Annotated in this window: 23 protein-coding genes; 10 read left to right on the top strand and 13 right to left on the bottom strand. The window is 64.4% G+C overall.

The window, feature by feature from the left end; all coding sequences use genetic code 11:
• Positions 1–2: 2 nt before the first annotated feature.
• The 3 genes from ONG87_RS08965 to ONG87_RS08955 all read right to left on the bottom strand — a co-directional run bounded on the left by ONG87_RS08965 (position 3) and on the right by ONG87_RS08955 (position 1,065).
• Positions 3–221 carry a hypothetical protein gene (locus tag ONG87_RS08965; RefSeq protein ID WP_122478450.1) on the bottom strand — a complete coding sequence of 73 codons (219 nt, stop codon included), beginning with the start codon at positions 219–221 and terminating at the stop codon, positions 3–5.
• A gap of 91 nt (positions 222–312) precedes the next feature.
• Positions 313–660, bottom strand: coding sequence for a hypothetical protein (locus ONG87_RS08960; RefSeq protein ID WP_264382689.1), 348 nt, complete (start codon positions 658–660; stop codon positions 313–315).
• A 66-nt stretch (positions 661–726) separates the two neighbouring features.
• Complete coding sequence (locus tag ONG87_RS08955) at positions 727–1,065, bottom strand: hypothetical protein (RefSeq protein ID WP_192102139.1); 339 nt, start codon at positions 1,063–1,065, stop codon at positions 727–729.
• 10 nt (positions 1,066–1,075) lie between these two features.
• On the opposite strand from ONG87_RS08955, the gene ONG87_RS08950 reads away from it, so the two are divergent.
• Positions 1,076–1,408, top strand: coding sequence for a DUF6388 family protein (locus ONG87_RS08950; protein ID WP_122478456.1), 333 nt, complete (start codon positions 1,076–1,078; stop codon positions 1,406–1,408).
• Between the two features lie 70 nt (positions 1,409–1,478).
• On the opposite strand, the gene ONG87_RS08945 is transcribed toward ONG87_RS08950, so the two are convergent.
• Complete coding sequence (locus ONG87_RS08945; protein WP_122478457.1) at positions 1,479–1,697, bottom strand: hypothetical protein; 219 nt, start codon at positions 1,695–1,697, stop codon at positions 1,479–1,481.
• 177 nt (positions 1,698–1,874) lie between these two features.
• On the opposite strand from ONG87_RS08945, the gene potE reads away from it, so the two are divergent.
• The 3 genes from potE to ONG87_RS08930 all read left to right on the top strand — a co-directional run bounded on the left by potE (position 1,875) and on the right by ONG87_RS08930 (position 7,325).
• Complete coding sequence (gene potE, locus ONG87_RS08940; RefSeq protein WP_264382688.1) at positions 1,875–3,299, top strand: putrescine-ornithine antiporter; 1,425 nt, start codon at positions 1,875–1,877, stop codon at positions 3,297–3,299.
• Positions 3,296–5,581 carry an Orn/Lys/Arg decarboxylase N-terminal domain-containing protein gene (locus ONG87_RS08935; RefSeq protein ID WP_264382687.1) on the top strand — a complete coding sequence of 762 codons (2,286 nt, stop codon included), beginning with the start codon at positions 3,296–3,298 and terminating at the stop codon, positions 5,579–5,581. Before potE ends, ONG87_RS08935 begins: the two co-directional genes overlap by 4 nt.
• Positions 5,582–5,738: 157 nt before the next feature.
• A complete protein-coding gene (locus ONG87_RS08930) occupies positions 5,739–7,325 on the top strand; it encodes an ABC-F family ATPase (protein WP_122478465.1) in 1,587 nt (528 codons plus the stop codon).
• Between the two features lie 136 nt (positions 7,326–7,461).
• On the opposite strand, the gene ONG87_RS08925 is transcribed toward ONG87_RS08930, so the two are convergent.
• Positions 7,462–8,655, bottom strand: coding sequence for an EAL domain-containing protein (locus ONG87_RS08925; RefSeq protein WP_192136645.1), 1,194 nt, complete (start codon positions 8,653–8,655; stop codon positions 7,462–7,464).
• Between the two features lie 210 nt (positions 8,656–8,865).
• On the opposite strand from ONG87_RS08925, the gene ONG87_RS08920 reads away from it, so the two are divergent.
• Positions 8,866–9,813, top strand: coding sequence for an AEC family transporter (locus ONG87_RS08920; RefSeq protein ID WP_264382686.1), 948 nt, complete (start codon positions 8,866–8,868; stop codon positions 9,811–9,813).
• Here ONG87_RS08920 and ONG87_RS08915 read toward each other — a convergent pair.
• Positions 9,810–10,577 carry an SDR family NAD(P)-dependent oxidoreductase gene (locus tag ONG87_RS08915; protein WP_122714211.1) on the bottom strand — a complete coding sequence of 256 codons (768 nt, stop codon included), beginning with the start codon at positions 10,575–10,577 and terminating at the stop codon, positions 9,810–9,812. The two genes, ONG87_RS08920 and ONG87_RS08915, sit on opposite strands and share 4 nt — an antisense overlap.
• Positions 10,578–10,622: 45 nt before the next feature.
• Positions 10,623–11,690, bottom strand: coding sequence for a sigma-54-dependent Fis family transcriptional regulator (locus tag ONG87_RS08910; RefSeq protein ID WP_264382685.1), 1,068 nt, complete (start codon positions 11,688–11,690; stop codon positions 10,623–10,625).
• A gap of 155 nt (positions 11,691–11,845) precedes the next feature.
• Here ONG87_RS08910 and ONG87_RS08905 point away from each other — a divergent pair, with 155 nt between their 5' ends.
• Positions 11,846–12,748, top strand: a complete 903-nt coding sequence (locus tag ONG87_RS08905) for a LysR family transcriptional regulator (RefSeq protein WP_122714213.1) — start codon at positions 11,846–11,848, stop codon at positions 12,746–12,748.
• A gap of 152 nt (positions 12,749–12,900) precedes the next feature.
• Here ONG87_RS08905 and ONG87_RS08900 read toward each other — a convergent pair whose 3' ends face one another.
• The 3 genes from ONG87_RS08900 to ONG87_RS08890 are packed head-to-tail and all read right to left on the bottom strand — an operon-like array spanning position 12,901 to position 16,620.
• Positions 12,901–13,695 (bottom strand): SDR family NAD(P)-dependent oxidoreductase, encoded by a 795-nt coding sequence (locus tag ONG87_RS08900; protein WP_244646838.1) that lies wholly within the window; start codon positions 13,693–13,695, stop codon positions 12,901–12,903.
• A gap of 13 nt (positions 13,696–13,708) precedes the next feature.
• Positions 13,709–15,592 (bottom strand): TRAP transporter large permease subunit, encoded by a 1,884-nt coding sequence (locus ONG87_RS08895; protein ID WP_197975690.1) that lies wholly within the window; start codon positions 15,590–15,592, stop codon positions 13,709–13,711.
• Complete coding sequence (locus ONG87_RS08890) at positions 15,589–16,620, bottom strand: TRAP transporter substrate-binding protein (protein ID WP_122478479.1); 1,032 nt, start codon at positions 16,618–16,620, stop codon at positions 15,589–15,591. Before ONG87_RS08890 ends, ONG87_RS08895 begins: the two co-directional genes overlap by 4 nt.
• Positions 16,621–17,032: 412 nt before the next feature.
• Here ONG87_RS08890 and ONG87_RS08885 point away from each other — a divergent pair, with 412 nt between their 5' ends.
• The 4 genes from ONG87_RS08885 to ONG87_RS08870 are packed head-to-tail and all read left to right on the top strand — an operon-like array spanning position 17,033 to position 20,734.
• Complete coding sequence (locus ONG87_RS08885; protein ID WP_264382684.1) at positions 17,033–18,202, top strand: acetyl-CoA acetyltransferase; 1,170 nt, start codon at positions 17,033–17,035, stop codon at positions 18,200–18,202.
• Entirely contained in the window at positions 18,199–19,776 is a 1,578-nt protein-coding gene (locus ONG87_RS08880) for an acyl-CoA synthetase (RefSeq protein WP_197975689.1), read from the top strand. Before ONG87_RS08885 ends, ONG87_RS08880 begins: the two co-directional genes overlap by 4 nt.
• On the top strand, positions 19,776–20,327 hold the full coding sequence (locus tag ONG87_RS08875) for a hypothetical protein (protein WP_122478483.1): 552 nt from the start codon (positions 19,776–19,778) through the stop codon (positions 20,325–20,327). The genes ONG87_RS08880 and ONG87_RS08875 overlap by 1 nt, the downstream gene beginning before the upstream one ends.
• Positions 20,324–20,734, top strand: coding sequence for a PPC domain-containing DNA-binding protein (locus ONG87_RS08870; protein ID WP_122714218.1), 411 nt, complete (start codon positions 20,324–20,326; stop codon positions 20,732–20,734). The genes ONG87_RS08875 and ONG87_RS08870 overlap by 4 nt, the downstream gene beginning before the upstream one ends.
• Before the next feature lie 373 nt (positions 20,735–21,107).
• Here ONG87_RS08870 and dld read toward each other — a convergent pair whose 3' ends face one another.
• From dld to ONG87_RS08855, 3 genes are all read right to left on the bottom strand, one after another.
• Entirely contained in the window at positions 21,108–22,790 is a 1,683-nt protein-coding gene (gene dld, locus ONG87_RS08865) for a D-lactate dehydrogenase (RefSeq protein ID WP_264382683.1), read from the bottom strand.
• Positions 22,787–23,203, bottom strand: coding sequence for a RidA family protein (locus ONG87_RS08860; RefSeq protein WP_192054413.1), 417 nt, complete (start codon positions 23,201–23,203; stop codon positions 22,787–22,789). The genes dld and ONG87_RS08860 overlap by 4 nt, the downstream gene beginning before the upstream one ends.
• A 65-nt stretch (positions 23,204–23,268) precedes the next feature.
• Positions 23,269–24,675, bottom strand: a complete 1,407-nt coding sequence (locus tag ONG87_RS08855) for an efflux transporter outer membrane subunit (protein ID WP_264382682.1) — start codon at positions 24,673–24,675, stop codon at positions 23,269–23,271.
• Position 24,676: the final 1 nt, after the last annotated feature.

The following is a 24,676-nucleotide window of genomic DNA, read 5'->3' as shown; positions in this document are numbered from 1 at the left end:
CTTCAGGCGGAATCGTCAGGGCTCATGTCAGCCTCACCGGTCTGGGTGCGGACCTCACGCGGATCCATCTCCCGATCGCGGTCCATCGGTACGGGCGAAAGATTCTCGTCGCCGGGACGTGGGTCTTCGGCAGGCTTGCCCTCGGCAAACGGCTCGGGTTCGATCGGATCGTTGGGACGATCCAAAGGGTCGGGAATCTGCGTCGAACTGCTGGGTGCCATATCATCCTCGCTGAAAGCACATGGGGCTCAGCGCATATGACGCCGTCGCAGCGCCGAGGTGCAGATTGCTTTGCAGCGCAAGGCCTTGCGCTCAGAGGCAGGTGGCCAGCGAAGCCAGGCGACGTGTGCCCACCTCGCCCTGCTCGCGGGCATAGAAGCTGACCAGACTGCCGGCGCCGCGCGGGCGGATGTCGGCGAAATAGGTCGCCGCAGGTGTGAACACCGTGTACCCGCCCTCGCTGGCCTCCGAAGAGGCATCGGTCATGACACCGAACATGGCTTCGTCCTGCCAGCTGAACTGAACGCACTGGGCTATTTTCTGCGCGGTTTTTTCCGAGCTCATGGTTTGCACAGGCGCTCCGCTGCGCGCCTGTTTCATGTTCAGGCCCGTGCAACCGGTAAGTACACACAAGCCCAGTGCTGCTGCGATGATCCGCATCGTCGTTTCCATTCGAAATAAACCGCGAATGTATCACTGCCACGTGATGCCGGCATCACCGACCCATCACTGACAAAGATGCATGGCCATGAGGAACAGAACGAAAGCGCCAAGCACCTCGAAATGACCCAGCACCCAGGCGCCCAGGCGGGAACGCCGAGGTGCGCCGTACACGCCGTACAATTGCGGCCACAAAGCGGCCGAAGTCGCCAATACGGCGCCTGCCAACAGCAACAACACATAGGCCATCGCAAGGTCCCGCGGTGATGAATGAAGATAGGCCTTAGTGCCCTCGCTGCAGGGCTCGTTCCAAAGCGTTGCGTGCACCTCGTCACAAAAGCGCGCATCAGCGGCATTGCCTGCCTGCATCCGTGCCTGCACAATCCCTGCTCTCTCATTACCCATCGAAGGCCCCATGGCAGAACCCGATTCGCGTCACCAGGCCGCCCTGGACCGCTTTCTCGAAGCGCGTCCCGAGCTGCAAACCGAACTGGACACTCTCAACCCGCTGGCCGCACGTGCAGCCGGGGTCAGCGTCACGGAATATCGTGCGGAGCGCCTGCACGAGGCGTTCGAGGAATTCGCCGATGCGCAAGGCATGTTTGCCTGGGAATTGACCCTGCAACTCACCGCAGCTACACCGCAGGAGTTCGAAACCCAGCGTCTGGAAGTGCACAAGGAAGTGGCCGAAATGGCGGGCATGCCGTGGGACGAATACATGCAGCTCAACGGGCTGAAAGAGAGCTGACGAATCACGCTACGCAAGAGCACCCCGCACTCGGCAGGGTGCAGGTGTGCCTGGTGGTCAAACGTATGGCTTAAAGGCTGTTGCCGAGGGAATGTTCTTCGTCTTCATCGACAGGCGAGTTGCGGCCTGGTTCATCTACCGCCTTGTTGCCCGGCGAGCCTTCATGGTCATCGTCGTGCTCGTCGTGCTTCTCGTCCTTCTCGTGAATATCAGGGTAACCCTCTTCCCCGCTGCCGGGCTCGGCCGGCCCTTGATAGGGGTTATCCGGGTGGTTGTTGTCTTGGACCATGATATGTCTCCTTTCGTGGCACGGTTCATCCGCGCCTGATAGTGGGAGACGGCAACCGCGCTGGAAGTGCCGTCGGCTTGACGAGCGGCATCCTGACTTCGACCAACCACGCGTCGCCTTGTCTTCTGTCGATTCTTTGCTATAGCTAAAGGCCTCGCTGATGATCCTGGCAATGGAGTGGCCGTCATGAAGAAGATGAGTGTAAGTCAGCTGACCATGCTGACAGCCGTCAACATGCTGGGGTCCGGCATCGTTCTGTTACCCACCAAACTCGCCGAAGTCGGCGGCATCTCGATTCTCTCCTGGCTGATCACGGCCACCGGCTCGCTGGCCCTGGCCTATGCCTTCGCCCGGTGTGGCATGCTCAGCCGCAAGACCGGCGGCATGGGTGGCTATGCGGAATATACGTTCGGCAAGTCGGGCAACTACATCACCAACTACACGTATGGACTGTCACTGTTGATCGCCAACGTGGCGATCAGCATCACGGCGGTTGGTTATATCCAGACGTTGTTCGGTATCAAACTCGATTCGCTGCAAGTGGGCCTGGCGACCATTGCGCTGCTGTGGATCACCACCTTCGCCAATTTCGGCGGGGCCAACATTACCGGCAAGATCGGTGCGATCACGGTGTGGGGCGTGATTGCCCCGGTCGTATTGGTATCGACGGTCGGCTGGTTCTGGTTCGACAGCAGCACTTATGCGGCGGGCTGGAACCCCCACGACATGCCCTGGTACGAAGCGGCCGGTGCCTCGGTGGCAATCACGCTGTGGGCGTTCCTGGGCCTGGAGTCGGCCTGCGCCAACGGCGATGCCGTGGAAAACCCGGAAAAGAACGTGCCTATCGCCGTGCTGGGGGGGACCCTGGGCGCGGCGGTGATCTACATCGTCTCCACCAACGTCATCGCGGGCATCGTCGGCAATGCCGAGCTGGTGTCCTCTACCGCACCGTTCGGCCTGGTGTTCGCCACGATGTTCACGCCGATGATCGGCAATCTGGTCATGGGCCTGATGGTCCTGGCCTGCATCGGCTCGCTGCTGGGCTGGCAGTTCACGGTCGCACAGGTGTTCAAGAGTTCTGCCGACACCGGTTACTTCTTGCCGATCTTCGCCAAAGTCAACCAGCACGGTGTGCCGATCATCAGCATGCTGGTCCTGCTGGCAATCCAGACGGCCCTGGCCCTGCTGACCATCAGCCCCGACCTGGCCAAGCAGTTCGATACCCTGGTGAACCTGGCGGTGGTCACCAACCTGGTGCCCTACATCCTGTCGATGGCCACCCTGATGACCTTGCAGAAAGTGTCCAACGTACCGGCCAACAAAGCCCTGGTAACCAACATCGTCGCCTGGATCGCGGCGGCCTACAGCTACCTGGCGCTGTATAGCTCGGGCGCCCAGGCGCTGATGCTTGGCGGTGTGGCGACCATCGTCGGCTATACGCTGTTCGGCTTCGTCAACAACCGCTTGATACGCCTGGAAGCGGTCAACAACAGCGCTCCGACCCAAACCGTCGCGGCGCAGCACATCGTCGGCGAGCCGATTCCCGTGAACGGTCTGCCCAACTCGACATTGAACAGCCCTGCACTGGAGGCACAACCATGACGGAACATAGAAACCTGCTGGGGATGCTGGCGCTGCTGGTCAGCAACCAGCCCGACAAACGCACGGTATTCGGCAGGGCGCTGATCCAGCTCATCGCCGATGTGGAAGAGCGCTCGATCAGCGTGATCACTTCGGAGAGCCTGGCCGATGCCCGATCGATCCTGAGTACCGATCCGGCGATCCAGTGCGTGCTGCTCAGCTGGGAAATGGACGAAAGCGATGACCACCAGCAGTGCATCGACCTGCTGATCGCACTGCGCGAACGCAATACCCGAGTTCCGGTGTTCCTGATCAGTGATCGCAGCACTGCCGCCAACGTGCCGCTGATCGTCATGCAGCACGCCGATGATTTCATCTGGCTGCCCGAAGACACCAGCCGCTTCCTCAGCGGGCGGATCATGGCCGCCATCGAGCGCTATCGGCAGGCGGTGTTGCCGCCGATGTTCGGCGCGCTGCTCAAGTTTGCCCGCAGCTATGAATACTCCTGGCATACGCCGGGGCATGCCGGCGGCACGGCGTTTCTGAAGAGCACGGCGGGCCGGGCGTTCTACGAGTTCTTCGGGGAAAACCTGTTGCGTTCCGACCTGTCCATCTCGGTGGGCGAGCTGGGCTCCCTGCTCGACCACAGCGGGCCCATCGGCCAGGGCGAGCGCTACGCGGCCAAGGTGTTCGGCGCGCATCGCACCTACTACGTCACCAATGGCTCGTCGATGTCCAACCGGGTGATCCTCATGGCCAGCGTCACCCGCGACCAGATCGCGCTGTGCGACCGCAACTGTCACAAGTCTGCCGAGCACGCGATGACGCTGTCGGGGGCGATTCCGACCTACCTGGTGCCGACGCGCAATCGCTTCGGCATCATCGGTCCGATCCTGCCGCAGACCTTGAGTGCCGACGGGGTGCGCGCGGCGATTGCAGGCAACCCGCTGGTCAAGAGTCACATCGACCCTACGCCGGTGCACGCCATCGTCACCAATTCCACCTACGACGGCCTGACCTATAACGTGACGCGCGTGGAGGAATTGCTCGGGCAAAGCGTCGACCGCCTGCACTTCGACGAGGCCTGGTACGGCTATGCGCGGTTCAATCCGTTGTACAAGGACCGCTTCGCGATGCACGGCAGCCCCGACGATCACGACGCGTCCAAGCCCACGGTGTTCGCCACGCAGTCGACCCACAAGTTGCTCGCAGCACTGTCCCAGGCGTCGATGATCCACGTGCGCAACGGGCGCAATCCGATCCCCCACGGACGCTTCAACGAGTCGTACATGATGCACGCCTCGACCTCGCCCAACTACGCGATCATGGCGTCGTGCGACGTCAGCTCGGCCATGATGGAGGCGCCCAGCGGGCAGATCCTGACCAACGAATCCATCGAGGAAGCCATCTCCTTTCGCCAGGTGATCTCGCGAATGCACGCCGACATGCTCGCCAACGGCGACTGGTTCGTGTCCTGCTGGCAGCCGCCGTCGATAGCGGTCGGCGGTGCCGCCATCGCGTTCCATGAAGTCGACCCGATCAAGCTCAAATCCGACCCCGACTGCTGGGTCCTGCACCCCAACGAAGTCTGGCACGGTTTCGGCGACATCGAAGACGGCTACTGCATGCTCGACCCAATCAAGGTGTCGATCCTGAGCCCCGGCATGGGCGACGACGGCGAGCTTCTGGACTTCGGCATACCGGCGTGTGTGATCAGCGCGTATCTGGGCCGGCAGGGCATCGTGGTCGAGAAGACCACCGACTTCACCCTGCTCTTCCTGTTCTCCATCGGTATCACCAAAGGCAAGTGGGGCACCTTGGTGAATGCGCTGCTGGACTTCAAGCGTGATTACGATGCCAATCTGGAGCTCGAGCTGTGCCTGCCCGACCTGCTTGCTGCCACCCAGCAGCGCTACAGCGGCATGGGCCTGCGCGATCTGGCCGAAGAAATTTTCGCGGCAATGAAGGAAACCCGCACCACTGCAGCCATGGCCGCGGCCTTTGGCACGCTGCCCAAGGCGGAATTCAGCCCGGTGGAAGCCTACGAAAAGCTGGTCAGGAACGAGGTGGAGCAGGTCACTCTGGAAAATGCAGCCGGGCGCATCGCGGCCACAGGCATCGTGCCCTACCCGCCCGGCATCCCGTTGCTGATGCCTGGGGAAAACGCCGGCGCTGCCGACGGTCCGCTGCTGGCCTACCTGCGAGCCCTGGAGAGCTTCGACCGGTCATTCCCGGGGTTTACCCATGACACCCATGGGATCGAAAGCGATGGGGGGGTGTATCGGTTGTTGGTGCTCAAGTGAGGATGCAGTTGCTGGGGGAATTGACTGTCGGGCGCCGTACAACTGCTGCCATACCTATGCGACAATACGCACAATGTCCGGTTTGAATTCCCCGCGTATCGCCCAGCAGTTCGGCCACCGAAACCATCGCTCCCCCAGTTATTGATAGGTAAGCTCCTTGATCTCCACCGCTAACATCACCATGCAGTTTGGCGCCAAGCCGCTGTTCGAGAACGTTTCCGTGAAATTCGGCAACGGCAACCGCTACGGCCTGATCGGCGCCAACGGCTGTGGCAAGTCGACGTTCATGAAGATCCTGGGCGGCGATCTGGAGCCGTCGGGCGGGCAGGTCATGCTCGAGCCGAACGTGCGCCTGGGCAAGCTGCGCCAGGACCAGTTCGCCTACGAGCACTTCACGGTGATCGACACGGTCATCATGGGCCACGAGGAGCTGTGGAAGGTCAAGGCCGAGCGTGATCGCATCTACTCGCTGCCGGAAATGAGCGAGGAAGACGGCATGGCCGTCGCCGAGCTGGAAACCGAGTTCGCCGAAATGGACGGCTACACCGCCGAGTCCCGTGCCGGCGAGCTGTTGCTGGGCCTGGGCATTCCACTGGAACAGCATTTTGGCCCGATGACCGAAGTGGCGCCGGGCTGGAAGCTGCGGGTGCTGCTGGCGCAGGCGTTGTTCTCGGATCCGGAAGTGTTGCTGCTCGACGAGCCGACCAACCACCTGGACATCAACACCATTCGCTGGCTGGAAAACATTCTCACGGCGCGTAACAGCACCATGATCATCATTTCCCACGACCGGCACTTCCTCAACAGCGTCTGCACCCACATGGCCGACCTGGACTACGGTGAGTTGCGCCTGTTCCCCGGCAACTACGACGAATACATGACCGCTGCGACCCAGTCGCGCGAGCAGTTGCTGTCGGACAACGCCAAGAAGAAAGCCCAGATCGCCGAGCTGCAGACCTTCGTTTCGCGCTTCTCGGCGAACGCCTCCAAGGCCAAGCAGGCCACCTCGCGGGCCAAGCAGATCGACAAGATCCAGCTGGCCGAGGTCAAGCCCTCGAGCCGCGTCAGCCCGTTCATTCGCTTCGAGCAGAACAAGAAGCTGCACCGCCAGGCGGTCACCGTCGAGCGGATGTCCAAGGGCTTCGACGGCAAGCCACTGTTCGAGAACTTCAGCTTCGTGGTCGAAGCGGGCGAGCGTGTAGCGATCATCGGCCCGAACGGGATCGGCAAGACCACCCTGCTGCGCACCCTGGTCGGCGAGCTGACCCCGGACGCGGGCGCGGTGAAGTGGACCGAGAGCGCCGAGCTGGGCTATTACGCCCAGGACCACGCACACGACTTCGAAGACGACATGAACCTGTTCGACTGGATGGGCCAGTGGACCCAGGGCGAGCAGATGGTACGTGGCACCCTGGGCCGGATGCTGTTCTCCAACGACGAGATTCTCAAGTCGGTGAAGGTGATTTCCGGTGGTGAACAGGGCCGCATGCTGTTCGGCAAGCTGACCTTGCAGAAGCCCAACGTGCTGCTCATGGACGAACCGACCAACCACCTGGACATGGAGTCGATCGAGGCACTGAACCTGGCGCTGGAGAACTATCCGGGCACGCTGGTTTTCGTCAGCCATGACCGCGAGTTCGTGTCGTCGCTGGCCACCCGCATCATCGAGCTGAGCGCCGATGGCGTGATCGATTTCAGCGGCACGTACGATGATTACCTGCGCAGCCAGGGTGTGGTTTTCTAAGGGTTCAACGCATTTCGACCCACATACCCCCGGACGCGGATCACGCGATCGCCGTAGCAGCGGCGCGAGCCGCGTCAGGGGGCATCGCGTTTATCCTGACCCACCGCATGTGTCGCCGACGCGGCTTGCGCCGCTGCTACAACGGTTGCGGGCGGCCGAGGAGGAAGCCTTGGGCGTTGGCGGCGCCCAGGCGCTTGAGTTGCGCCAACTCGGCTTCTGTTTCCACGCCTTCGGCAACGATCACACTCCCCGTCTCGCGGGCGAACGCGATCAACGCCGACGCCATGGCGCGTCGCTGGAAATCCTGGTCGATGCCACGGGTCAGGCTCATGTCGAGCTTGATGATGTCCGGACGCACCTGCAGGATGTGCCGCATGCTGGCATAGCCGGCGCCGGCATCGTCGATGGCTACGCGCACACCCCGCAGCCGCAGCGGCTGCAGGGCCACTTGCAACGACGCATAGTCCTGCACCACCGCATGCTCGGTGATCTCCAGCACCAGGCGCTCGGCCGGGTAGTTCTTGAACAGACCCAGCAATCGTCCGCTGAGCACCAGCTCGGGTGAGCAGTTGATGCTCAGGTAGGTGCCCGGCGCCAGCCGCGCCAGACCGGCCAGGGCCACAGCAATGGCCAGGCATTCCAGTTCCTTGCCCAAACCGACTTCGGCGGCCTCCTTGAACCAGACGTCCGGGGTGCGCGCCGGTTGGCCGTTGAAGCGCGACAGGCATTCCCAGCCTGCCACGTGCATGGTGTGCAGGTCGTAGATCGGTTGATAGACCACGCGTGGCTGCTGCGACTGGATCACGTCCAGCACGCGCAGCGCCTTGTCGTCATGATCGCGGACCATTTGCAGGTCGGACTCCAGGCGCTCGGCAATCAGCTCGGCGAACACCTTCATCATCTTCAGGTCGCGTTCGGTCAACCCCGGATCCGGTGCGTGACTGAAGCAGCAGAACGTCCCGTACAGGCGTCCATCACTCAAATGAATGGGCACGCTCATGTGCGCACCGATTGGCAGGCCGGGGGTCTGCGGTATGGCCATCGCAGCCGGCAATTGACCGGTATCGCGGATAAGCCCGGGCAGTTCGCCGCTGACCACGCCGCGACAGTAGCCGGCGCTCATCTCCAGCACATCGCCGGGGCTCAGGGGTATCAACGCCGCCGCGTCGACGTGGGTGAACACGCGGTCGGTCTGGCGGAAATGAGAAACGAACGCTACATCCATGCCCAAGTGCGTGCGCATGGCGCGCAACACGCGATCCACACAGCCTGCCTCGGTGGCAGACAACGGCTTCAGCGCAACCAGGTCCATCAGGTTATTGGCTGTCATGACACACTATCGCCTCCTAATGTGATAGTGCCATCAGTGTAGATGCAGCTCCCCCCTGCATTCAAGTAAAAAACGACGAGTTGCCCAACGGTAGGTCCGCGTCGAGAGTTGGGGTGTGGACAATTGCGCCGACCCGGCGCAACTTGCCGTGCCACGGGTGGCGACGCTGCTACACTGGGGCTTCCAACAGTCCACAGGACACAGCACCCGATGCTCGCAATCTTCAACGTCGCCTTTCCAGTGTTCGGGTTGATTCTGGTAGGTTTCGTCTGCCGTCGGCGCAACGTCCTGGGGCCCAATGCCTCGATCGAGCTCAACCGTTTCGTGATCTACCTCGGCTTGCCGGCCCTGTTATTCGAGGCCATGGCGCGGCTGGGCACACTGCACGGGCTGGACATGGGCTATGTGGTGGTTTTCGGCCTGGGCATGGGCATCGTATTTCTGTTGACGCTGTGGCTGCGCGTGCGGGCCCGTGCGCACTTTCTCGATGCCACCATCGATGCCCTCGGGGCGGGTTATCCGAACTCCGGGTTTCTCGGCATCCCGCTGTGCCTGCTGACGTTCGGCGACCCCGGCATCGCCCCGGCGGTGATCGGCGCGGTGATGACCGCCTGCCTGCTGTTCGCGGTCGCCATCATCATGATCGAGACTTTCCAGCAAACCGAGAAACGCCTCGGGCGCACCCTGCTCAAAGTCGGCAAATCGCTGCTGCGCAATCCGATCATGGTCGCCCCGGTGCTGGGTTCGCTGGTCGCCTACAGCGGGCTGGTGCTGCCGGTGGGCGTGCGCCAGCTGTTCCAGTTTCTCGGCGCGGCGGCCGGACCCTGTGCGCTGGTGTCGATCGGTCTGTTCCTGGCGGCGGAAAAATCGCACAAGGCCGATGGCAAGACCTTGGCCATGCTGGTGGCGATGAAGCTGCTGGTGCAGCCGGCGCTGACCGCCTGGTTGGCGTTCTGGGTGTTCGACATACCGGCGATGTGGGCCTGGGCGGCACTGCTGGTGAGCGCCCTGCCCATCGGCAACGGGCCGTTCATGCTGGCTGCGCTGTATGGCCGTGAGGCCGACACCATGTCGCGGGCGATCCTGGTCTCGACCCTGTTGTCGCTGGTCACGGTGTCGCTGATCCTGGCCTTGATACCGGCCGGGGTGCAGAGCTAGTCGCGCATGTAGCCGCCGTCGACGTCCATGATCTCGCCGGTGACGAAGCTGGCCGCGCCACTGGCCAGGAAGCACACCGCTGCAGCGATGTCACGTGGCGAGCCAGCACGTCCGAGCGGCATGTCGGCGAGCACTTTGGCGCGCGCCTCGGGGCTCAGGGCTCGAGTCATGTCGGTGTCGGTCAGCGCCGGCGTGATGGCATTGGCGGTGATATTGAACGGCCCGGCTTCACGGGCCAGGCCCTTGGTCAGGGCGATCACTCCTCCCTTCGCCGCTGCATAGCAGCTGTTGCCCAGCAGGCCGCCACCGCGTTTGCCGGCTACCGAAGCGATATTGATGATGCGTCCGGCGCGCCGGGCCATCATGCCCGGCAACACGGCCTTGGCGCAGAAGAACACGCTGGTGAGGTCGATGGCCATGACCCGGTTCCATTCGGCGGCGCTGACTTCCAGCAGCGGTCCGGTGGAGACGATCCCGGCATTGTTGACCAGGATGTCGACGCCGCCCAGCGCCTGCTCGACGCTGTCGACCATCGCTTGCACCTGGGCTTCGTCGGACACATCCACCGCCACACCGATAGCGTCGATGCCCAGTTCGCACAACTGCCCGGCAGCGGCTCGCGCGGCCGCGCCGTCGAGGTCGGCAATTGCCACCCGAGCACCGCATTGACCCAGCGCCTGGGCGATGGCAAGGCCGATACCGCGCGCGGCACCGGTCACCACCGCCACCTGGCCGGTGATGGCAAGACTGATAGGGGCATTCATTATTGTTGTTCCCTTGGTTGAAGATCAGGCAATACAGAGGCGGCGTCAGGCTGGCAGGTAGGCGCCTTGGGCCAGTTGGTCCTTGAGCGGCGGGATGCCCAGGCGGCGCAGGACGCGGTACAGCGATGGCCGACAGATGCCCAGGGCACGCGCCGCCGCCGACATGTTCCAGCGGCAGGCGTTGAGCACATCGAGCACGTCGGCACGCTCGTCCACCGGTGCGGCCAGAACGACCGGACGACGGATCGGCGTAACGTTGGCAGGCGACACGGCGGGCGCACTGCCCTGGGCGATGAAGTCCACCGGCAGGTCGGCGCGCTGGATGCGGGTACCTTCCATCACGGCACAGGCGTAGCGAATCACCGCACGCATCTGCCGCAGGTTGCCTGGCCAGGGATGATTGAGCAGCAGTGGCCAGACATCCGAGGCGATGAGTTGCCGAGGGTCGCAGCCGGGCAATTCGCTGGCCACCATGCGGCAGACCAGTTCGGCGCGGTCGGTGCGCTCGCGCAGCGGCGGCAATTGCACCACACCGGTGGCGATGCGATAGAACAGGTCTTCGCGAAACGTGCCTTGTTGCACCAGGCCAGTGAGGTTCTGGTGAGTCGCGCAGATCAGGGCGAAGTCGACCTTGACGCTGCGCTCGGCGCCCAAGGGTGTGACTTCGCGTTCGGCGATCACCCGTAGCAGGCGCGTCTGCTGTTCGAACGGCATGTCGCCGATCTCATCGAGGAACAGGGTGCCGCCGTCGGCCTGCTGGACCTTGCCTTTCTTGCCGCAGGGCAACGCGCCGGAGAAGGCGCCGCGCGAGTAGCCGAACAGTTCGCTTTCGATCAGGCTTTGTGGAATAGAGGCGCAATTGAGCGCCACGCACTGCGCCCGATGGCGTTGGCTGTGGGCGTGCAAGGCGCGGGCCAGCACTTCCTTGCCGGTGCCGGTTTCGCCCTGGATGAGCACGGCAATGCCACGCTCCATCAGGCGCAGGGCGCGACGAAAGGCCTGGCGGACCTGCGGATCGCTGTCGTTGGCAATATCGGAATCGCACGCGGCGGGCGAAGAAAGTGCGGGCGAAGAAGTCGAAGCACGTGCGGTGTGTTCGCATACAGAAGACATCGGCGTCACCTTTTATTGTTCTATAGCTTGTGACTATCTCGAGGTCTGGCGCTCGTGACGCAAGCCTCGACGCTGTGGCCATTTCACAATACGGCAGGCGGAGTTATGTTTTCCAATCCATAATCGGGTACCCACTGATACCTTTGCGAGCATCAATGATCGAGCTCAGGCATTTACAGTACTTTCGTGCGCTGGCCGAAACCCTGCACTTCGGCCGCGCGGCCGAGCGGCTGCACATCTCCCAACCGCCGTTGTCGCGGCAGATCGCCTTGCTGGAAGACGAGTTGGGGGTAAAGCTGTTCGACCGCTCGCGGCGGCAGGTGGAGTTGACCGATGCCGGCCAGCGTTTCTATCTGGACACCGGAACGGTATTTGCGGCGTTCGAGCAGGCCAAGCGCAATGCGCTGGCGGCGGCTCGCGGGGCGGCCGGGGAATTGTCGGTGGGGTTCATGATGTCGACGGCCTACAGCGTGACGCCCGCGATCACTCGGCGTTACGCGGCGCAGTATCCGCAGGTGAATCTGAAGCTCACCGAAACACTGCCCATGGACCTGGCCCAGGACATCAGCAGCGGCCACAAGGATGTGGCGATCATGTACCGCCCGCAGGATTGCAGTGGGTTGGAAACGGTGACGATCTACCGCGAGGAGATGACGGTGGTGCTACCGCCTGGGCATCGGTTGCTGGAGCAGCCGTTGATCGATCCGCGTGATCTGGCTGCAGAGACTTTCATCATCGTGCCGCGACGCATTGCCCCGGCCCTGCATGACATGATCGTCAACTATTGCCTGCAGCATGGCGTAACGCCGAACGTGGGGCTGGAAATCAACATGCAGCAGACCATCGTCAATCTGGTGGGTGAAGGGCTGGGCATCGCCATCGTTCCGCGCTCGATGCGCAACATGCGCTTGACCACCACCACCTTTCGGCCGCTGGTGGCACCGCCGGTGATCGAAGTGGTCGCGGTATGGAAGGCCGACAACCACAACCCCTGCATCGCCACGTTCGTGGAAAGCGCCATGCGCGCCGGGGAAGAGGCGACGCTGCAAGATCAGTGAACACCTGAGGTATCGCGGCGCCCCTTTCGCGGGCAGAGCCCGCTCCCACAGTGGGGCCTTGCGATTGTGCAGGGCCTGTGTAGGAGCGGTCAGCGGCCGCGAAGGGTTGACACGGTATGCCTGACACACCGCCCGGTACTTTTACCTGGCAGTCAGATTTCGAGGATGCCGGAGGCCATGTAGCCGCCGTCCACCGGGATCACGTGTCCGCTGATGTAGGAAGCATCGTCGGATGCCAGGAAGGCCACCGCGCCGGCCATTTCCGCGGGCGTGCCGTAACGACGCATGGGCACGGCGCGGGCGTAGGACTCGCGGGTGGCACTCGAGTGCAGGCGTTGGGTCAGCGGCGTGTCCACCGGCCCCGGCGCGATGCCGTTGACAGTGATCCCGTACTCGGCCAGCTCGATCGCCATTTGCCGGGTGAGGCCAATGACCGCTGCCTTCGACGTGCCGTACGCGGTGCGCCCCGCGCTCGCGCGCATGCCGCTGATGGAGGCGACGTTGATGATCCGCCCCCAGCCCTGCGCCTTCATCAAGCGTGCCGCGTGCTGACCGCACAACAGTGCGCCGGTCACATTGATGTTGAGTACCCGCTGCCAATCGGCGAGGTCGCAGTCCAGGAAGGCTTGCGTCCTGGCGATGCCAGCGTTGTTCACCAGCACGTCGCAGCGCGGGAGGCACGCGAACACCTCGGCGATCGACGCGGCATCACCGATGTCGATCATCGCCGCCTCGGCATCGATCCCCTGCGCGCGCAGGCCGGCGACCATTTCCTCGGCGGCGCCGCGGTTGATGTCGGCGACCACTACGCGGTGGCCGTCCTCGCCCAGGCGCTGGGCGATTGCCGCGCCAATGCCCATGGCCGCGCCGGTGATGAAGGCTACCCGACCTGCGCCCATGCTCTTCACGCCAATGTTGCTTGAAAGCTGTCTGACTGCTTGGCTCATGACCAGGACTCTCTTAAAGGAAACCGATGGAAATCCACGGGAAACAGGCAACGATGACCAAGGCCACCACCAGTGCCGCCAAGTACCCCCAGACACGCCGGATGACGTGGTCGGACGACGTCTTGCTGATGGCACAGGCAGCGTAGAAACCCACCCCCAACGGCGGCGCGAACAGGCCGATACCCATGGCCAGGATCACCACCATGGCGTAGTGCACCGGGTGGATGCCGAGCATTTCGGCCAACGGGAACATCAAGGGGCCGAACAGCACGATGGCCGGAATGCCTTCGAGCACGCTGCCCAGGATGAGGAAAGTGACGATGGTGACGAACATGAAGCCGATCGCCCCGCCCGGTATCTCGCTGATCAGGTCGACCAGGTTGGCCGAGAACCCCGACTGGGTCAGTGCCCAGGCCATGGCCGAAGCCATGCCGATGATCAAAAGGATTGCCCCGGACAGTGCCGCAGCCTCGATCATCATCGGATAGACCTTGCGGAACTCGATGTGGCGCATGAACAGGTGCATCACCAGCCCCACCAGCACCACGTAGGCCACACCGATGGTCGACACCTCGGTGGCGGTCGCCGCCCCTTCGAGCACGGCCACGCGGATCAGCAGCGGCAACGCCAGGGCCGGCAAGGCGATCATGAACGTCTTGGCGACCACCGACATCGGTGCGCGCTTGACGGTGGGCATGGCTTCCTTGCGCGAACGCCACCAGCAGACGATGGCGATGACCACGGTGGCCACCACCGCCGGCATCAGCCCGCCGATGAACAACGCGGTGATCGAGACACTGCACACCGCACCGATGGTGATCAGCACCAGGCTGGGCGGAATGGTCTCGGTCATGGCGCCGGTGGCGGCCAGCAAGGCGGCCAGTTCTTCCGGCTCGGAGCCGCGCTTCTTCATTTCCGGGAACAGCGCCGGCGCCACCGCGGCCATGTCGGCCACCTTGGAGCCGGAGATTCCCGACACCAGGAACATCGCGCCGAGCAGCACGTATTGCAGGCCACCGCGCACATGGCCCAGCAGCGAGGCCATGAAATCGATCAGGGTGCGGGCCATGCCCGACAGCTGCAACACCACCCCCAGCAGAACGAACAGCGGCACGGCGAGCAGGACCATGTGCGACATGCCCTCGTCCATGCGCCCGACCACGATGGACAAAGGTGCATGGGTGGCCAGCGCCAGATAGGCCATGGTCGCGGTGCCAAAGGCGAACGCGATCGGGATGCCACCGAACACGCAGGCACCCAGCAGCACCAGGAAGAACACCACCAGGTTGTAGTTGCCGATCTCCGCCAGCAGCGGCTGGGACAGCCAAAGCGTGCCGCCGACTACCGCGACCACGGCGACGCCGGCGACGAACTGGCGCAGCGTGGAGTAGCGCGCCATGCGTGACACCGCTGCCAGCAGCATGAGCATGGCGCCGACCGGCAAGGCTGCCGCGCGCACCCCGTCGGGGATGCCCAGCGCCGGGGTGGTGATCGCCATCTGCTCGTGGGAGTGGACCATCGCCGGGGTGATGATCATGGCCACGAACAGCACCACGATCAGCGCCGACAGGGTTTCGCTGAAACCACGCCAGGCCGGTGGCAGCTTGTTCACCAGCGCTGACATGCGCATGTGCTCGCCCCGATCCAGGGCCAGCACGGCGCCGAACATCGCCAGCCAGATGAACAACGACGAGGCCAGCTCATCGGTCCACACCAGCGGGTTGTGAAACACGTAGCGCGAGACCACGCCGGCCAGCAGTACACAGGTCTCGACCAGCATCAAGGCTACGGCAAGCACCTCGACCACGCGCATGGCGCCGCGGTTGAGGCAGATGAGCGCCCGGGCCGGCAGGGGCATGGCAGCGTTTTCGACCGGCATCGCCTCGGCGCTCATCATGCCAGCTTCCCGGAGTATTTTTCGAGGATGGCCCAGGCCGCTTCACCGAACTTCTCGTGCCAGTCGGCGTAGTAGTTGGCGCTGCGCAGCTTCTCGCGGAACGCCTGCGGCTCGGTGTCGGCCAGCTCCAGGCCCTTTTCCTTGAGGGTGTCGCGGATGCTGCCCTGCAAGGCCGCCAGGTCGGCGCGCTGGCTCATCACCGCGGCATCGACGTGCTTGCGCACCACGGCCTGCATGTCCGCCGGCAGGCGGGCGAACGACTTGCTGTTGCCGAGCATCCAGAAGCCGTCCCACACGTGGTTGGTCAGCGAGCAATACTTCTGCACTTCATAGAGCTTGGCCGACGACACCAGGGTCAGCGGGTTTTCCTGACCCTCGACGATGCGGGTCTGCAGGGCCGAATACACTTCGGCGAAGTTGATGCTGGTGGGCGCCGCATCGAACGCCTTGAAGATCGACATGATGATCGGGCTGGGCGGCACGCGCAGCTTCATGCCGACCAGGTCTTCGGGCTTGAGCACCGGACGGGTGCTGGTGGTGGTGACGCGGAAGCCGTTGTCCCAGATCTTGTCGAAGGCGAACAGCGTCTCGGTCTTGGCGATCTCGCCGCGGACATGGGCACCGAGCTCGCCGTCCATCGCACTCCAGACCTGATCGTAGTCCTTGAAGGCAAAGCCCACGGCGCTGATCTGTACCGAAGGCACCAGGGTGCCGAGGATCACCGGAGACAGGGCGAACATGTCCACCGCGCCGGAGCGCACCTGGGCCAGGGTGTCGGTGTCGCTGCCCAACTGGCTGCTGGGGAACACCTGGATCTGCACCGCGCCGTCGGTCTCTTCCTTGATCGCCTTGGCCATTTCCCGCGCCCGGACGTTCATCGGGTGAATCATGGGCAGGTTGTTGGCGAACTTGAGCTTGAAGTCCGCCGCCTGGCTTTTCGAGCTGTACAAGCCCAGGCCAGTGGCTGCGACCGCCGCCGATGCGAGGGTGGCGGTCTTGATGAAACTGCGGCGCGAGAAATCACTCATGTAGCTCTCCTGACCTTCTTGTTTTTATTGACCGGTTTGATGACCGGGCTGCCGTGGCTGGCGCTGGGGATGCAGGGTGAGAAAGCAAATCGGGTGCCACCCCTGCCCCGTCGGCGCAAAAAGCGTATCCAAGGGCGCCCGCCGGCAAGCAAGCCCCTGTTTTTCTTGAACAAAACTGTACCGACTCGAATGTATCCGCACGTTTCACGCCTAAAGCGCCGTACAGCCCGATGTAACAGGTGTCTCCCGCAGGTGTCGCCTGCCGCGAACGAAGCGACACCTGTGGCGACACGACACCTCGCCACGGTAACAGCCAGCCCGCCACGGGCCGGCGTTTCAAGCCCTTGGCACCGCTCTTGCTATCGACCTTGGCAAACAACATCAATCCAGATTTCATTCGAGGAAAGACCTCATGGGTTCGCCAGTCATCAGCGGTTGGTACCACTCCCCCTTCGGCAAATTCGACCAGCTCGACCCCGAGCAGATGATGGCCGATGCGGCCGTGGCCGCGCTCGAGCATGCCGGGCTGGACGCCGAACAGATCGATTCGGTCCACGTCGGCCATTTCAACGCCGGCTTTCTCTATCAGGATTTCCCCTCCGCCCTGCTCGCCAACCACATCCCGGCCCTGCGCTTCACCCCTTCGGTGCGCGTGGAGAACGCCTGCTCCACTGGCTCGGCGGCGATCCATTCGGCGTTGCAGGCAGTGCTCTCAGGCCAGTCGCGCCACGCGCTGGTGGTGGGCTTCGAGAAAATGAACACGCTGCCCACCGAGGAAGTCGGCAAGATCCTGCTCAAATGCTGCTACGCCAAGGAGGAAGCACAGATCGAGGGTGGCTTCGCCGGGGTGTTCGGCACCATCGCCCAGACCTACTTCGACCGCTACGGCGACCAGTCGGACGCGCTGGCGCTGATCGCCGCGAAGAACCACGCCAACGGCGCGTTGAACCCCTATGCACACATGCGTCGCGACCTGGGCTATGAATTCTGCCGCGAGCCGTCGGCAAAGAACCCGTTCGTGGCCGGGCCACTCAAGCGCACCGACTGCTCGCTGATCACCGACGGCGCCGCCGCCCTGGTCATCAGTCGCGACGACCATGCGCCCGGCCGTGGCCAGGCGGTGAGTTTCCGCGCGGCAGTGCAGGTCAATGACTACCTGCCGCTGTCGCGCCGCGACCCGACTTTCTTCGAAGGCGCGGCGCGCGCCTGGCAGCAAGCGCTGGGCACCTCTGGCCTGAGCCTGGCCGACCTGTCGCTGGTGGAAACCCACGACTGCTTCACCATTGCCGAACTGCTCGAATACGAAGCCATGGGCCTGGCCGAACGCGGCCAGGGCGCACGGGTGATTGCCGAGGGCATCAGCCGCAAGGACGGCCGGCTGCCGATCAACCCTTCCGGCGGGCTCAAGTCCAAGGGCCACCCGATAGGCGCCACCGGCGTGTCGATGCACGTGATGGCGGCCATGCAGCTCAGCGGCCAGGCCGGCGACATGCAATTGGCCAAGGCCGACCGCGCCGGCGTGTTCAACATGGGCGGCGCCGCGGTGACCAACTACGTGAGCATTCTGGAGCGCGTGCAATGACCGGCATCGACAATGTGATGAACCTGGGCGAACTGCTCAACCAGATTGCCCGCCGCTACCCGGATGCACCGGGGTTCATCCGCGGTGACCAGGTGCACACCTGGCGCAGCATTTCGCAGCGGGTCGACAGCGTCGCCGCCGCACTGCGCGCACGCGGGCTGGGCAAGGGCGACAAGTTGCTGGTGCATTCGCGCAACAACCTGCCGCTGTTCGAGAGCGCCTGGGTGGCGTTCCGCCTGGGCGCGGTATGGGTACCGACCAACGTGCGCATCACCCCGCCCGAGGCTGCCTATCTGGGCAGTTCCAGCGGCGCGGTGGCCATGTTCTACGACGACGGCCTGGCTCACTACGTGGATGCCGTGCGCGCCGAGTCGCCGGCCCTGGTGCATGTGATCGCCCTTGGCGAACCCCGCGAAGGCGAACTCAGCTACGGGCAGTTGCTGGACGAAGGCGCGCCGCACGCCAGCGCTTTCCGCCCCGCCGACGTCAACTACCATGACCCGTTGTGGTTCTTCTACACCTCGGGCACCACCGGCCACCCCAAGGCCGGGGTGCTCACCCACGGGCAGATGGCCTTCGTCATCAACAACCACATCGCCGACCTGATGCCCAGCCTGACCCAGCACTCGCGCTCCCTGGTGCTGGCGCCGTTGTCCCATGGCGCCGGCATCCATGCGCTGGTCAACGTCGCACGCGGCGCCGCCTGCGTGTTGCCGGCCGGCGATCGACTGGACTGCGACGAAGCCTGGCGCCTGGTGCAGGAGCACCGGGTCGACAACCTGTTCACCGTGCCGACCATCGTCAAGATGCTTACCGAAGACCCCGCCGTCGACCGCTACGACCATAGCAGCCTGCGCCAGGTGATCTATGCCGGCGCGCCGATGTACCGCGCCGACCAATGTCACGCCCTGCGCAAGCTGGGCAAGGTGCTGGTGCAGTATTACGGGCTGGGCGAAGTCACCGGCAACATCACCGTGCTGCCCGCCGATTGCCACGATGCCGAGGATTCCCCGGCCGCCAAGGTCGGCAGTTGCGGCTATCCGCGCACTGGCATGCAAGTGGCGATTCTCGACGAGTCGGGCCAGGAACTGGCGACCGGCGAGGACGGCGAGATCTGCGTGCGCGGCCCGGCGGTGTTCAGCGGCTACTACAACAACCCGGAGGCCAATGCCAGCTGCTTCAAGCACGGCTGGTTCCACACCGGCGACCTGGGCCACGTCGACGAGCACGGCTATCTGTTCATCACCGGCCGGGCCTCGGACATGTACATTTCCGGCGGTTCCAACGTTTACCCGCGCGAGGTCGAGGAAGCCCTGCTGACCCACCCTGCTGTCAACGAAGTGGCCGTGCTGGGCATGCCGGACGCGAAATGGGGCGAATGCGGCTGCGCGGTGATCGTCACCACCGGCCCGGTCAGTGACGAGCAGTTGCTGGCCCATCTGGAGCCGCGCCTGGCTCGCTACAAATGGCCCAAGCACTTCGTGCGTTGGGACGACATGCCCAAGTCCGGCTACGGCAAGATCGTCAAGAAGCAGATCCGCGCACTGCTGCAGGAACGCGAGGAGGTAGCCTGATGAACCCCCATTTCGAACAGCGCGACGGCGTACGGGTGTTCGTCCACGGCGGGCCGGCGCAGCAGCCGCGGCGCCTGGACCGCAGCGTGGCCCAGGGTGAAGAGTTGCGTATCGTGTTGCCCCTGGCGTGCAACGTCGCCGAAGGCTTGCTGGCAGCCCTGCGCGGGCGCCGCTACGGCAGCGCGGTGGGGCGCATTCTCTGTGGCGGCGCGGCGCACCTGAGCTACCACCGCATGGTGGTCACCGACAAGGCCGAGCGCCCCTACGACTACGGTGCGCCGGTGGTACTGGACGGCTACATCACGTTCATCAGCGGCGCCATCACCGTCGGCCGCGATGCGCAGAACATGCCGTTGCTGCATTGCCACGCCGGGTTCCTGGACCGCGACGGGCAGCAGCACGGTGGCCATCTGGTGCTCGACAAACTGATTGTGGGCAGCGAAAACCTGGTGATCCGCCTGTGCCTGTTCGATCAGGTCGCCTATCAGGCACAGCCCGATGCCGAAACCCACTTCAATCTCTTGCACCCGATCGACCAGGAGGCCTCATGAACGCCAGCGCCGTACTCGAACCCGACCTGTCCGCTTCCAGCATCCAGACCGGCCGCCTGGGCCGACTCGTGGTCGCCCGGCTCAAACCCAACGAAGACATCGTTGAAAGCGCCGAGGCGCTGTGCGCCAGCCACGGGATTGCACTGGCCGTGATTCGTGGCGGGCTGGGCAGCCTGATCGATGCACAGCTGGGCTATCTGGGCCGACACGGCATGAAGACCCTGAACGTGCCGGGACCGGGAGTGGAGATTCTGAGCATCAGTGGCGAGATCGTCATCGGCGAGAGTCGCCTGCAGGCGGTGGTTGCGGACGCCGACGGCAACATCTTCGCCGGACGGCTGGAGCGCGGCCGCAACCTGTCGTTCATCACCGTCGAGTTGACCCTGCAGGAATGGCTGCCGGACTGAATCGGTGGTGACCCTGTGAACGAGAGACTGTGGTGGCCTGTGGGAGCGGGTTCTACCCGCGAAGGGTACGCTGCGGTCAGGCAGGTGTACCGCGTCGAGCCATTCGCGGGCAGAGCCCGCTCCCACAAGAAATAGCGGTGACCTTGTGAACAACAGACTGTGGTGACCTGTGGGAGCGGGTTCTACCCGCGAAGGGTACGCTGCGGTCAGGCAGGTGTACCGCGTCGAGCCATTCGCGGGCAGAGCCCGCTCCCACAAGAAATAGCGGTGACCTTGTGAACAAGAGACTGTGGTGACCTGTGGGAGCGGGTTCTACCCGCGAAGGGTACGCTGCGGTCCGGCAGGTGTACCGCATCAGCGAACCGCTCCTACTTCACTCCTGCCAGTGGCGACATTTGGAGGTCTGGCCGACACCCGGGTTGAACGCGTTGCAAGGGTCCAGCTGCTGGTAGAACGCCTTTAGCGCCGGCTTGGCCGGGTACAGATGGCCGACGTTGTGCTCTGCGGGGTACTCGGCGCCGCGCTCGTCGAGCAGTGCCCACATGCGATGCTCCACCGCCAGGCAATCACTGCCCTTGCGCAGGATGTAGTCCTGATGGAACACGTGGCAGAAGAAATGCCCGTAGTACAGCTTGACGATCATCTGCTGCTCGATGTCGTCGGGCAGCGTCTCGAACCACTGCCGATCGTTGCGCGCCAGGGCGATGTCCAGGGCCACGATGTCCTCTACCTCGCGGTCATGCACCGCGCGATAGCGAACCGCCGCACCGGCAGCGGCAAACCGATGCAGGAAGGCCTTGCTGCCCTCCTCTGCGGTACAGCGGAAGAAGTCTCCCTCGCGCCCGGCGAACAATCCTTCGAGCAGCTTCTGGGTCGGTGCCACCGAGCCGGCTGACACCTTGAGCATCAGGTAATGCTCGTAACGCTGCCGGAAATCGCGGATGCGTGGTGGCAGGTGATCGGGGAAGCAGCGCGCGGCGACCTGCAGGACCCGGTCGGCGAGGTTGGCGCGCAGCCAGGGAAAACGCTTGAGAAAGGTGTCGGCGCGGCTCTTGAGGGCAAACATCCTGGGCAGGCGCTGCGTGCCCAGGTGATGGATCATCAGGAAGGTGTCCTTGCCGTACTCGGCAGCCACGTCGTAGGCGTCGCGATGCATGTACTCGCCGGCAATCGGCAGCTCGTCGAACCGTTCGAGCATGTGCCGGCGAATCTGGGTGAGGTCGGCGGTGTCGTTGCTGCCGATGTAGAACACCGCGGTGTCGCGCTCGGCGGCGAAGGTGTCCAGGCGTACGGCGAACACCGCCAGCTTGCCGGCACTGCCGCTGGCCTCGTACAGGCGCTGGTGGTCGGCATTGAACCGTGCGGGCGTGGGCGCGTCGACTTCGCGCACATAGGCGGCGTAGCCATGGTCGGAGCCCAGCCCGGCATCGGCCTTGATATCGGTGGCGGTGTAGCGCTGGGCGTCCAGGTTGCCGAGGATCTGCTCGGGCGTATCGCCCAGTTCGACGCCCAGGTGGTTGACCAGTTGCAAGGTGCCATCGGCGCCGAGCTGGGCGTACACCGCCATCTGCGTGTAGGCCGGTCCGCGACGCACCAGCGAGCCACCTGAATTGTTGCAGACGCCGCCGAACACCGACGCGCCGATGCACGAGGAACCGATCACCGAATGGGGCTCGCGGCCCAAGGGTTTGAGGACCTTCTCCAGCTGATCGAGGGTCGAGCCGGGGAAGCAGATGACCTGACGGCCCTCCTCGATCACGTGCACCGTGCGCATACGCAAGGTGCTGATGATCACCACTTCACGGTCGTAACCGCCGTCGGGGGTGGAACCTCCGGTCAGGCCGGTGTTGGCCGCCTGCATGATGACGATCACATCGGCCGCCACGCAGGCCTTGACCACCTGCCACTGCTCCAGCAGCGAGCCGGGGCGGACCACGGCCAGTGCGTTGCCGCTGCCGAAGCGGAAGCCCTGGCGGAAGCGTTCGGTCTCGGCCGACTCGGTCAGCACGTGGGTGGCGCCGACGATGCCGCGCAGGGCGCTGATCAACTCGCTCATTGCGGCACCACCGCGACCGCATCGACTTCGATGAGCATGCCGTCCAGGGCCAGGCGCGGCACCGGGATCAACGTGCAGGCAGGGGTCATTTCGCCACCCCACGCCTCGCGCAGGGTGTCGCTCCAGATGGCCAGGCGCTCGTGGTCGTGATCGACCACCAGCACGGTCAGCTTGGCGACATGGCAATAATCGGCACCGACCGAGGCCAGTGCGGTGCGCAGGTTGGCCAGGGCCTGCCCGGCCTGCAGCTGGAAGTCCGGGGAGATGCTGCTGTCCAGGCTTTCACCGCCCTGGCCTGCGATGAACAGCAACTTGCTGCCAGCGGCGACCTCGGCCACATGGGAGTAGCCATAGGGCGCCGGGTCGAAAAGGCCGGGCGGGTTGCTGAGCGTGAACGGGGCGAGGTCGGGCATGGGCAGGCTCCTGTTGGCTGACAGACCTTACCCTAGCACGGCTGGCCGGGCACATCGCGGCTTCTTCAGGCGTCTTTCGGCCATCCTCCGCCAAGGGCCCGATACAGACGCACACGGTCGATCGCCGCCGCGGTGGCGCTGTCGACCAGCTGGGTTTGCGTGGCCAGCAGCGCGCGCTGTACACCCAGTACGTTGATGAAGTCGGTGGCGCCCTGGTTGTAGCGGTCGCGGGCAGTGCCCAGGGCCACGGTGTTCTGCCGCACTGCCTCGCCCAACGCCGAGTGGTGCTGCTGTTCGGCGGCATAGTCGCTCATGGCATCGTCGACCTCGTGCCAGGCCGCCAGCACCACCCGTTGGTAGTCCAGCGCCGCTTGCTGCTGCTGGTGCTCGCGCAGCTCGAGGGTGCCGGTCAGTCGCCCGCCCTGGAAGATCGGCAGGTAAAGGCTGGGGCCGAACGACCAGCTGCGCGAATCCCAGCCGCCCAGGTCCGAGCCGGCCAGCGCCTGAAAACCGAAGCTGGCGCCCAGGCTGACCCGCGGATAGAAATCCGCCTTGGCCACGCCGATGGCTGCCGTGGCGCGATGCAGGGCGGCTTCGCTGCGCTGGATGTCGGGCCGCCGCCGCGCCAGCTCCGAGGGCACCCCCATGGGCACGTCCGGGGCGGGGTTGGGAATGGCCTGCGGGGTGCGCAGTTCGTCGGCCAGAGCCCGGGGCGGCTCCGCCAGCAAGTAGCTCAGGGCGTTGATCAAGCGGTCCTGTTGCGCCTGCAGCATCGGCAGCGAGGCTTCGATGGTTGCCACCAGTGCGGCGGCGTTGGCGGTGTCCAGGTTGGTGGTGACGCCGTTGTCGTACCGGGTCTGCGTCAGGCGCTGGCTTTGCCGGGCGATGTCCAGGTTCTGCCGCGCCACCGCCAGGCGTGCCTGCACGCCACGCAGGCGGATGTAGTCGGTGGCGGTGCGCGCCGCGATACTCAAGCCGACCGCATCGCGCTCGGCCTGGCTGAACTGGACGTCGGCCTCGGCCATCTCCACGCTGCGCTGGACATGGCCCCACAGGTCCACTTCCCAGCTGGCGTCGAGCGCCCCGCTCCACAGTTCGAAAGGCGCCCGGCCGTTCTGGCCGGACGGATCGTTCAACCCCTCGCCACTGTTGCGCTCGCGCTGGTAGCCGCCACGCGCGCTAAGCCCGGGCAATTGCTGGCTGCCGCTGACCTGGCGCAGGGCCTGGCTCTGCTGCACGCGGTTGCTCGCCGAGCGGATGTCCAGGTTGGCTTTGGCCGCACGGGTGACCAGCGCGGTCAGTTGCGGGTCGCCCAGCTGCTGCCACCAGGCGGCGTCAAGCGCCGCGTCGGCGCGCGTCCCGGCGCTGTCCTGCCACTGGGTTGGCAACGCTGCCCGAGGACGCTGGAAGTCCGGGCCGACGCTGCAGGCGCCCAGGCTGCTCAAGGCTAGAACCAGCAATGCACGTTTCATT

The sequence above is a fragment of the Pseudomonas sp. MM227 genome (genome assembly GCF_947090715.1).
Taxonomy (GTDB): Bacteria; Pseudomonadota; Gammaproteobacteria; order Pseudomonadales; family Pseudomonadaceae; genus Aquipseudomonas; species Aquipseudomonas baltica.
The sequence above is the reverse complement of the archived record's forward strand: the minus strand, read 5'-3'. Positions and strand labels throughout refer to the sequence as shown.

Coding starts and splice junctions, on each gene's coding strand:
- ONG87_RS08950 (WP_122478456.1), top strand. CDS start 1,076: ATGGCAGAACCCGATTCGCGTCACCAGGCCGCCCTGGACCGCTTTCTC.
- ONG87_RS08880 (WP_197975689.1), top strand. CDS start 18,199: ATGACCGGCATCGACAATGTGATGAACCTGGGCGAACTGCTCAACCAG.
- ONG87_RS08870 (WP_122714218.1), top strand. CDS start 20,324: ATGAACGCCAGCGCCGTACTCGAACCCGACCTGTCCGCTTCCAGCATC.
- ONG87_RS08910 (WP_264382685.1), bottom strand. CDS start 11,690: ATGTCTTCTGTATGCGAACACACCGCACGTGCTTCGACTTCTTCGCCC.
- ONG87_RS08945 (WP_122478457.1), bottom strand. CDS start 1,697: ATGGTCCAAGACAACAACCACCCGGATAACCCCTATCAAGGGCCGGCC.
- ONG87_RS08960 (WP_264382689.1), bottom strand. CDS start 660: ATGCGGATCATCGCAGCAGCACTGGGCTTGTGTGTACTTACCGGTTGC.
- ONG87_RS08965 (WP_122478450.1), bottom strand. CDS start 221: ATGGCACCCAGCAGTTCGACGCAGATTCCCGACCCTTTGGATCGTCCC.
- ONG87_RS08895 (WP_197975690.1), bottom strand. CDS start 15,592: ATGATGAGCGCCGAGGCGATGCCGGTCGAAAACGCTGCCATGCCCCTG.
- ONG87_RS08905 (WP_122714213.1), top strand. CDS start 11,846: ATGATCGAGCTCAGGCATTTACAGTACTTTCGTGCGCTGGCCGAAACC.
- ONG87_RS08860 (WP_192054413.1), bottom strand. CDS start 23,203: ATGCCCGACCTCGCCCCGTTCACGCTCAGCAACCCGCCCGGCCTTTTC.
- ONG87_RS08915 (WP_122714211.1), bottom strand. CDS start 10,577: ATGAATGCCCCTATCAGTCTTGCCATCACCGGCCAGGTGGCGGTGGTG.
- ONG87_RS08855 (WP_264382682.1), bottom strand. CDS start 24,675: ATGAAACGTGCATTGCTGGTTCTAGCCTTGAGCAGCCTGGGCGCCTGC.
- dld (WP_264382683.1), bottom strand. CDS start 22,790: ATGAGCGAGTTGATCAGCGCCCTGCGCGGCATCGTCGGCGCCACCCAC.
- ONG87_RS08925 (WP_192136645.1), bottom strand. CDS start 8,655: ATGACAGCCAATAACCTGATGGACCTGGTTGCGCTGAAGCCGTTGTCT.
- ONG87_RS08955 (WP_192102139.1), bottom strand. CDS start 1,065: ATGGGTAATGAGAGAGCAGGGATTGTGCAGGCACGGATGCAGGCAGGC.
- ONG87_RS08900 (WP_244646838.1), bottom strand. CDS start 13,695: ATGAGCCAAGCAGTCAGACAGCTTTCAAGCAACATTGGCGTGAAGAGC.
- ONG87_RS08890 (WP_122478479.1), bottom strand. CDS start 16,620: ATGAGTGATTTCTCGCGCCGCAGTTTCATCAAGACCGCCACCCTCGCA.
- ONG87_RS08935 (WP_264382687.1), top strand. CDS start 3,296: ATGACGGAACATAGAAACCTGCTGGGGATGCTGGCGCTGCTGGTCAGC.
- ONG87_RS08875 (WP_122478483.1), top strand. CDS start 19,776: ATGAACCCCCATTTCGAACAGCGCGACGGCGTACGGGTGTTCGTCCAC.
- ONG87_RS08920 (WP_264382686.1), top strand. CDS start 8,866: ATGCTCGCAATCTTCAACGTCGCCTTTCCAGTGTTCGGGTTGATTCTG.
- ONG87_RS08885 (WP_264382684.1), top strand. CDS start 17,033: ATGGGTTCGCCAGTCATCAGCGGTTGGTACCACTCCCCCTTCGGCAAA.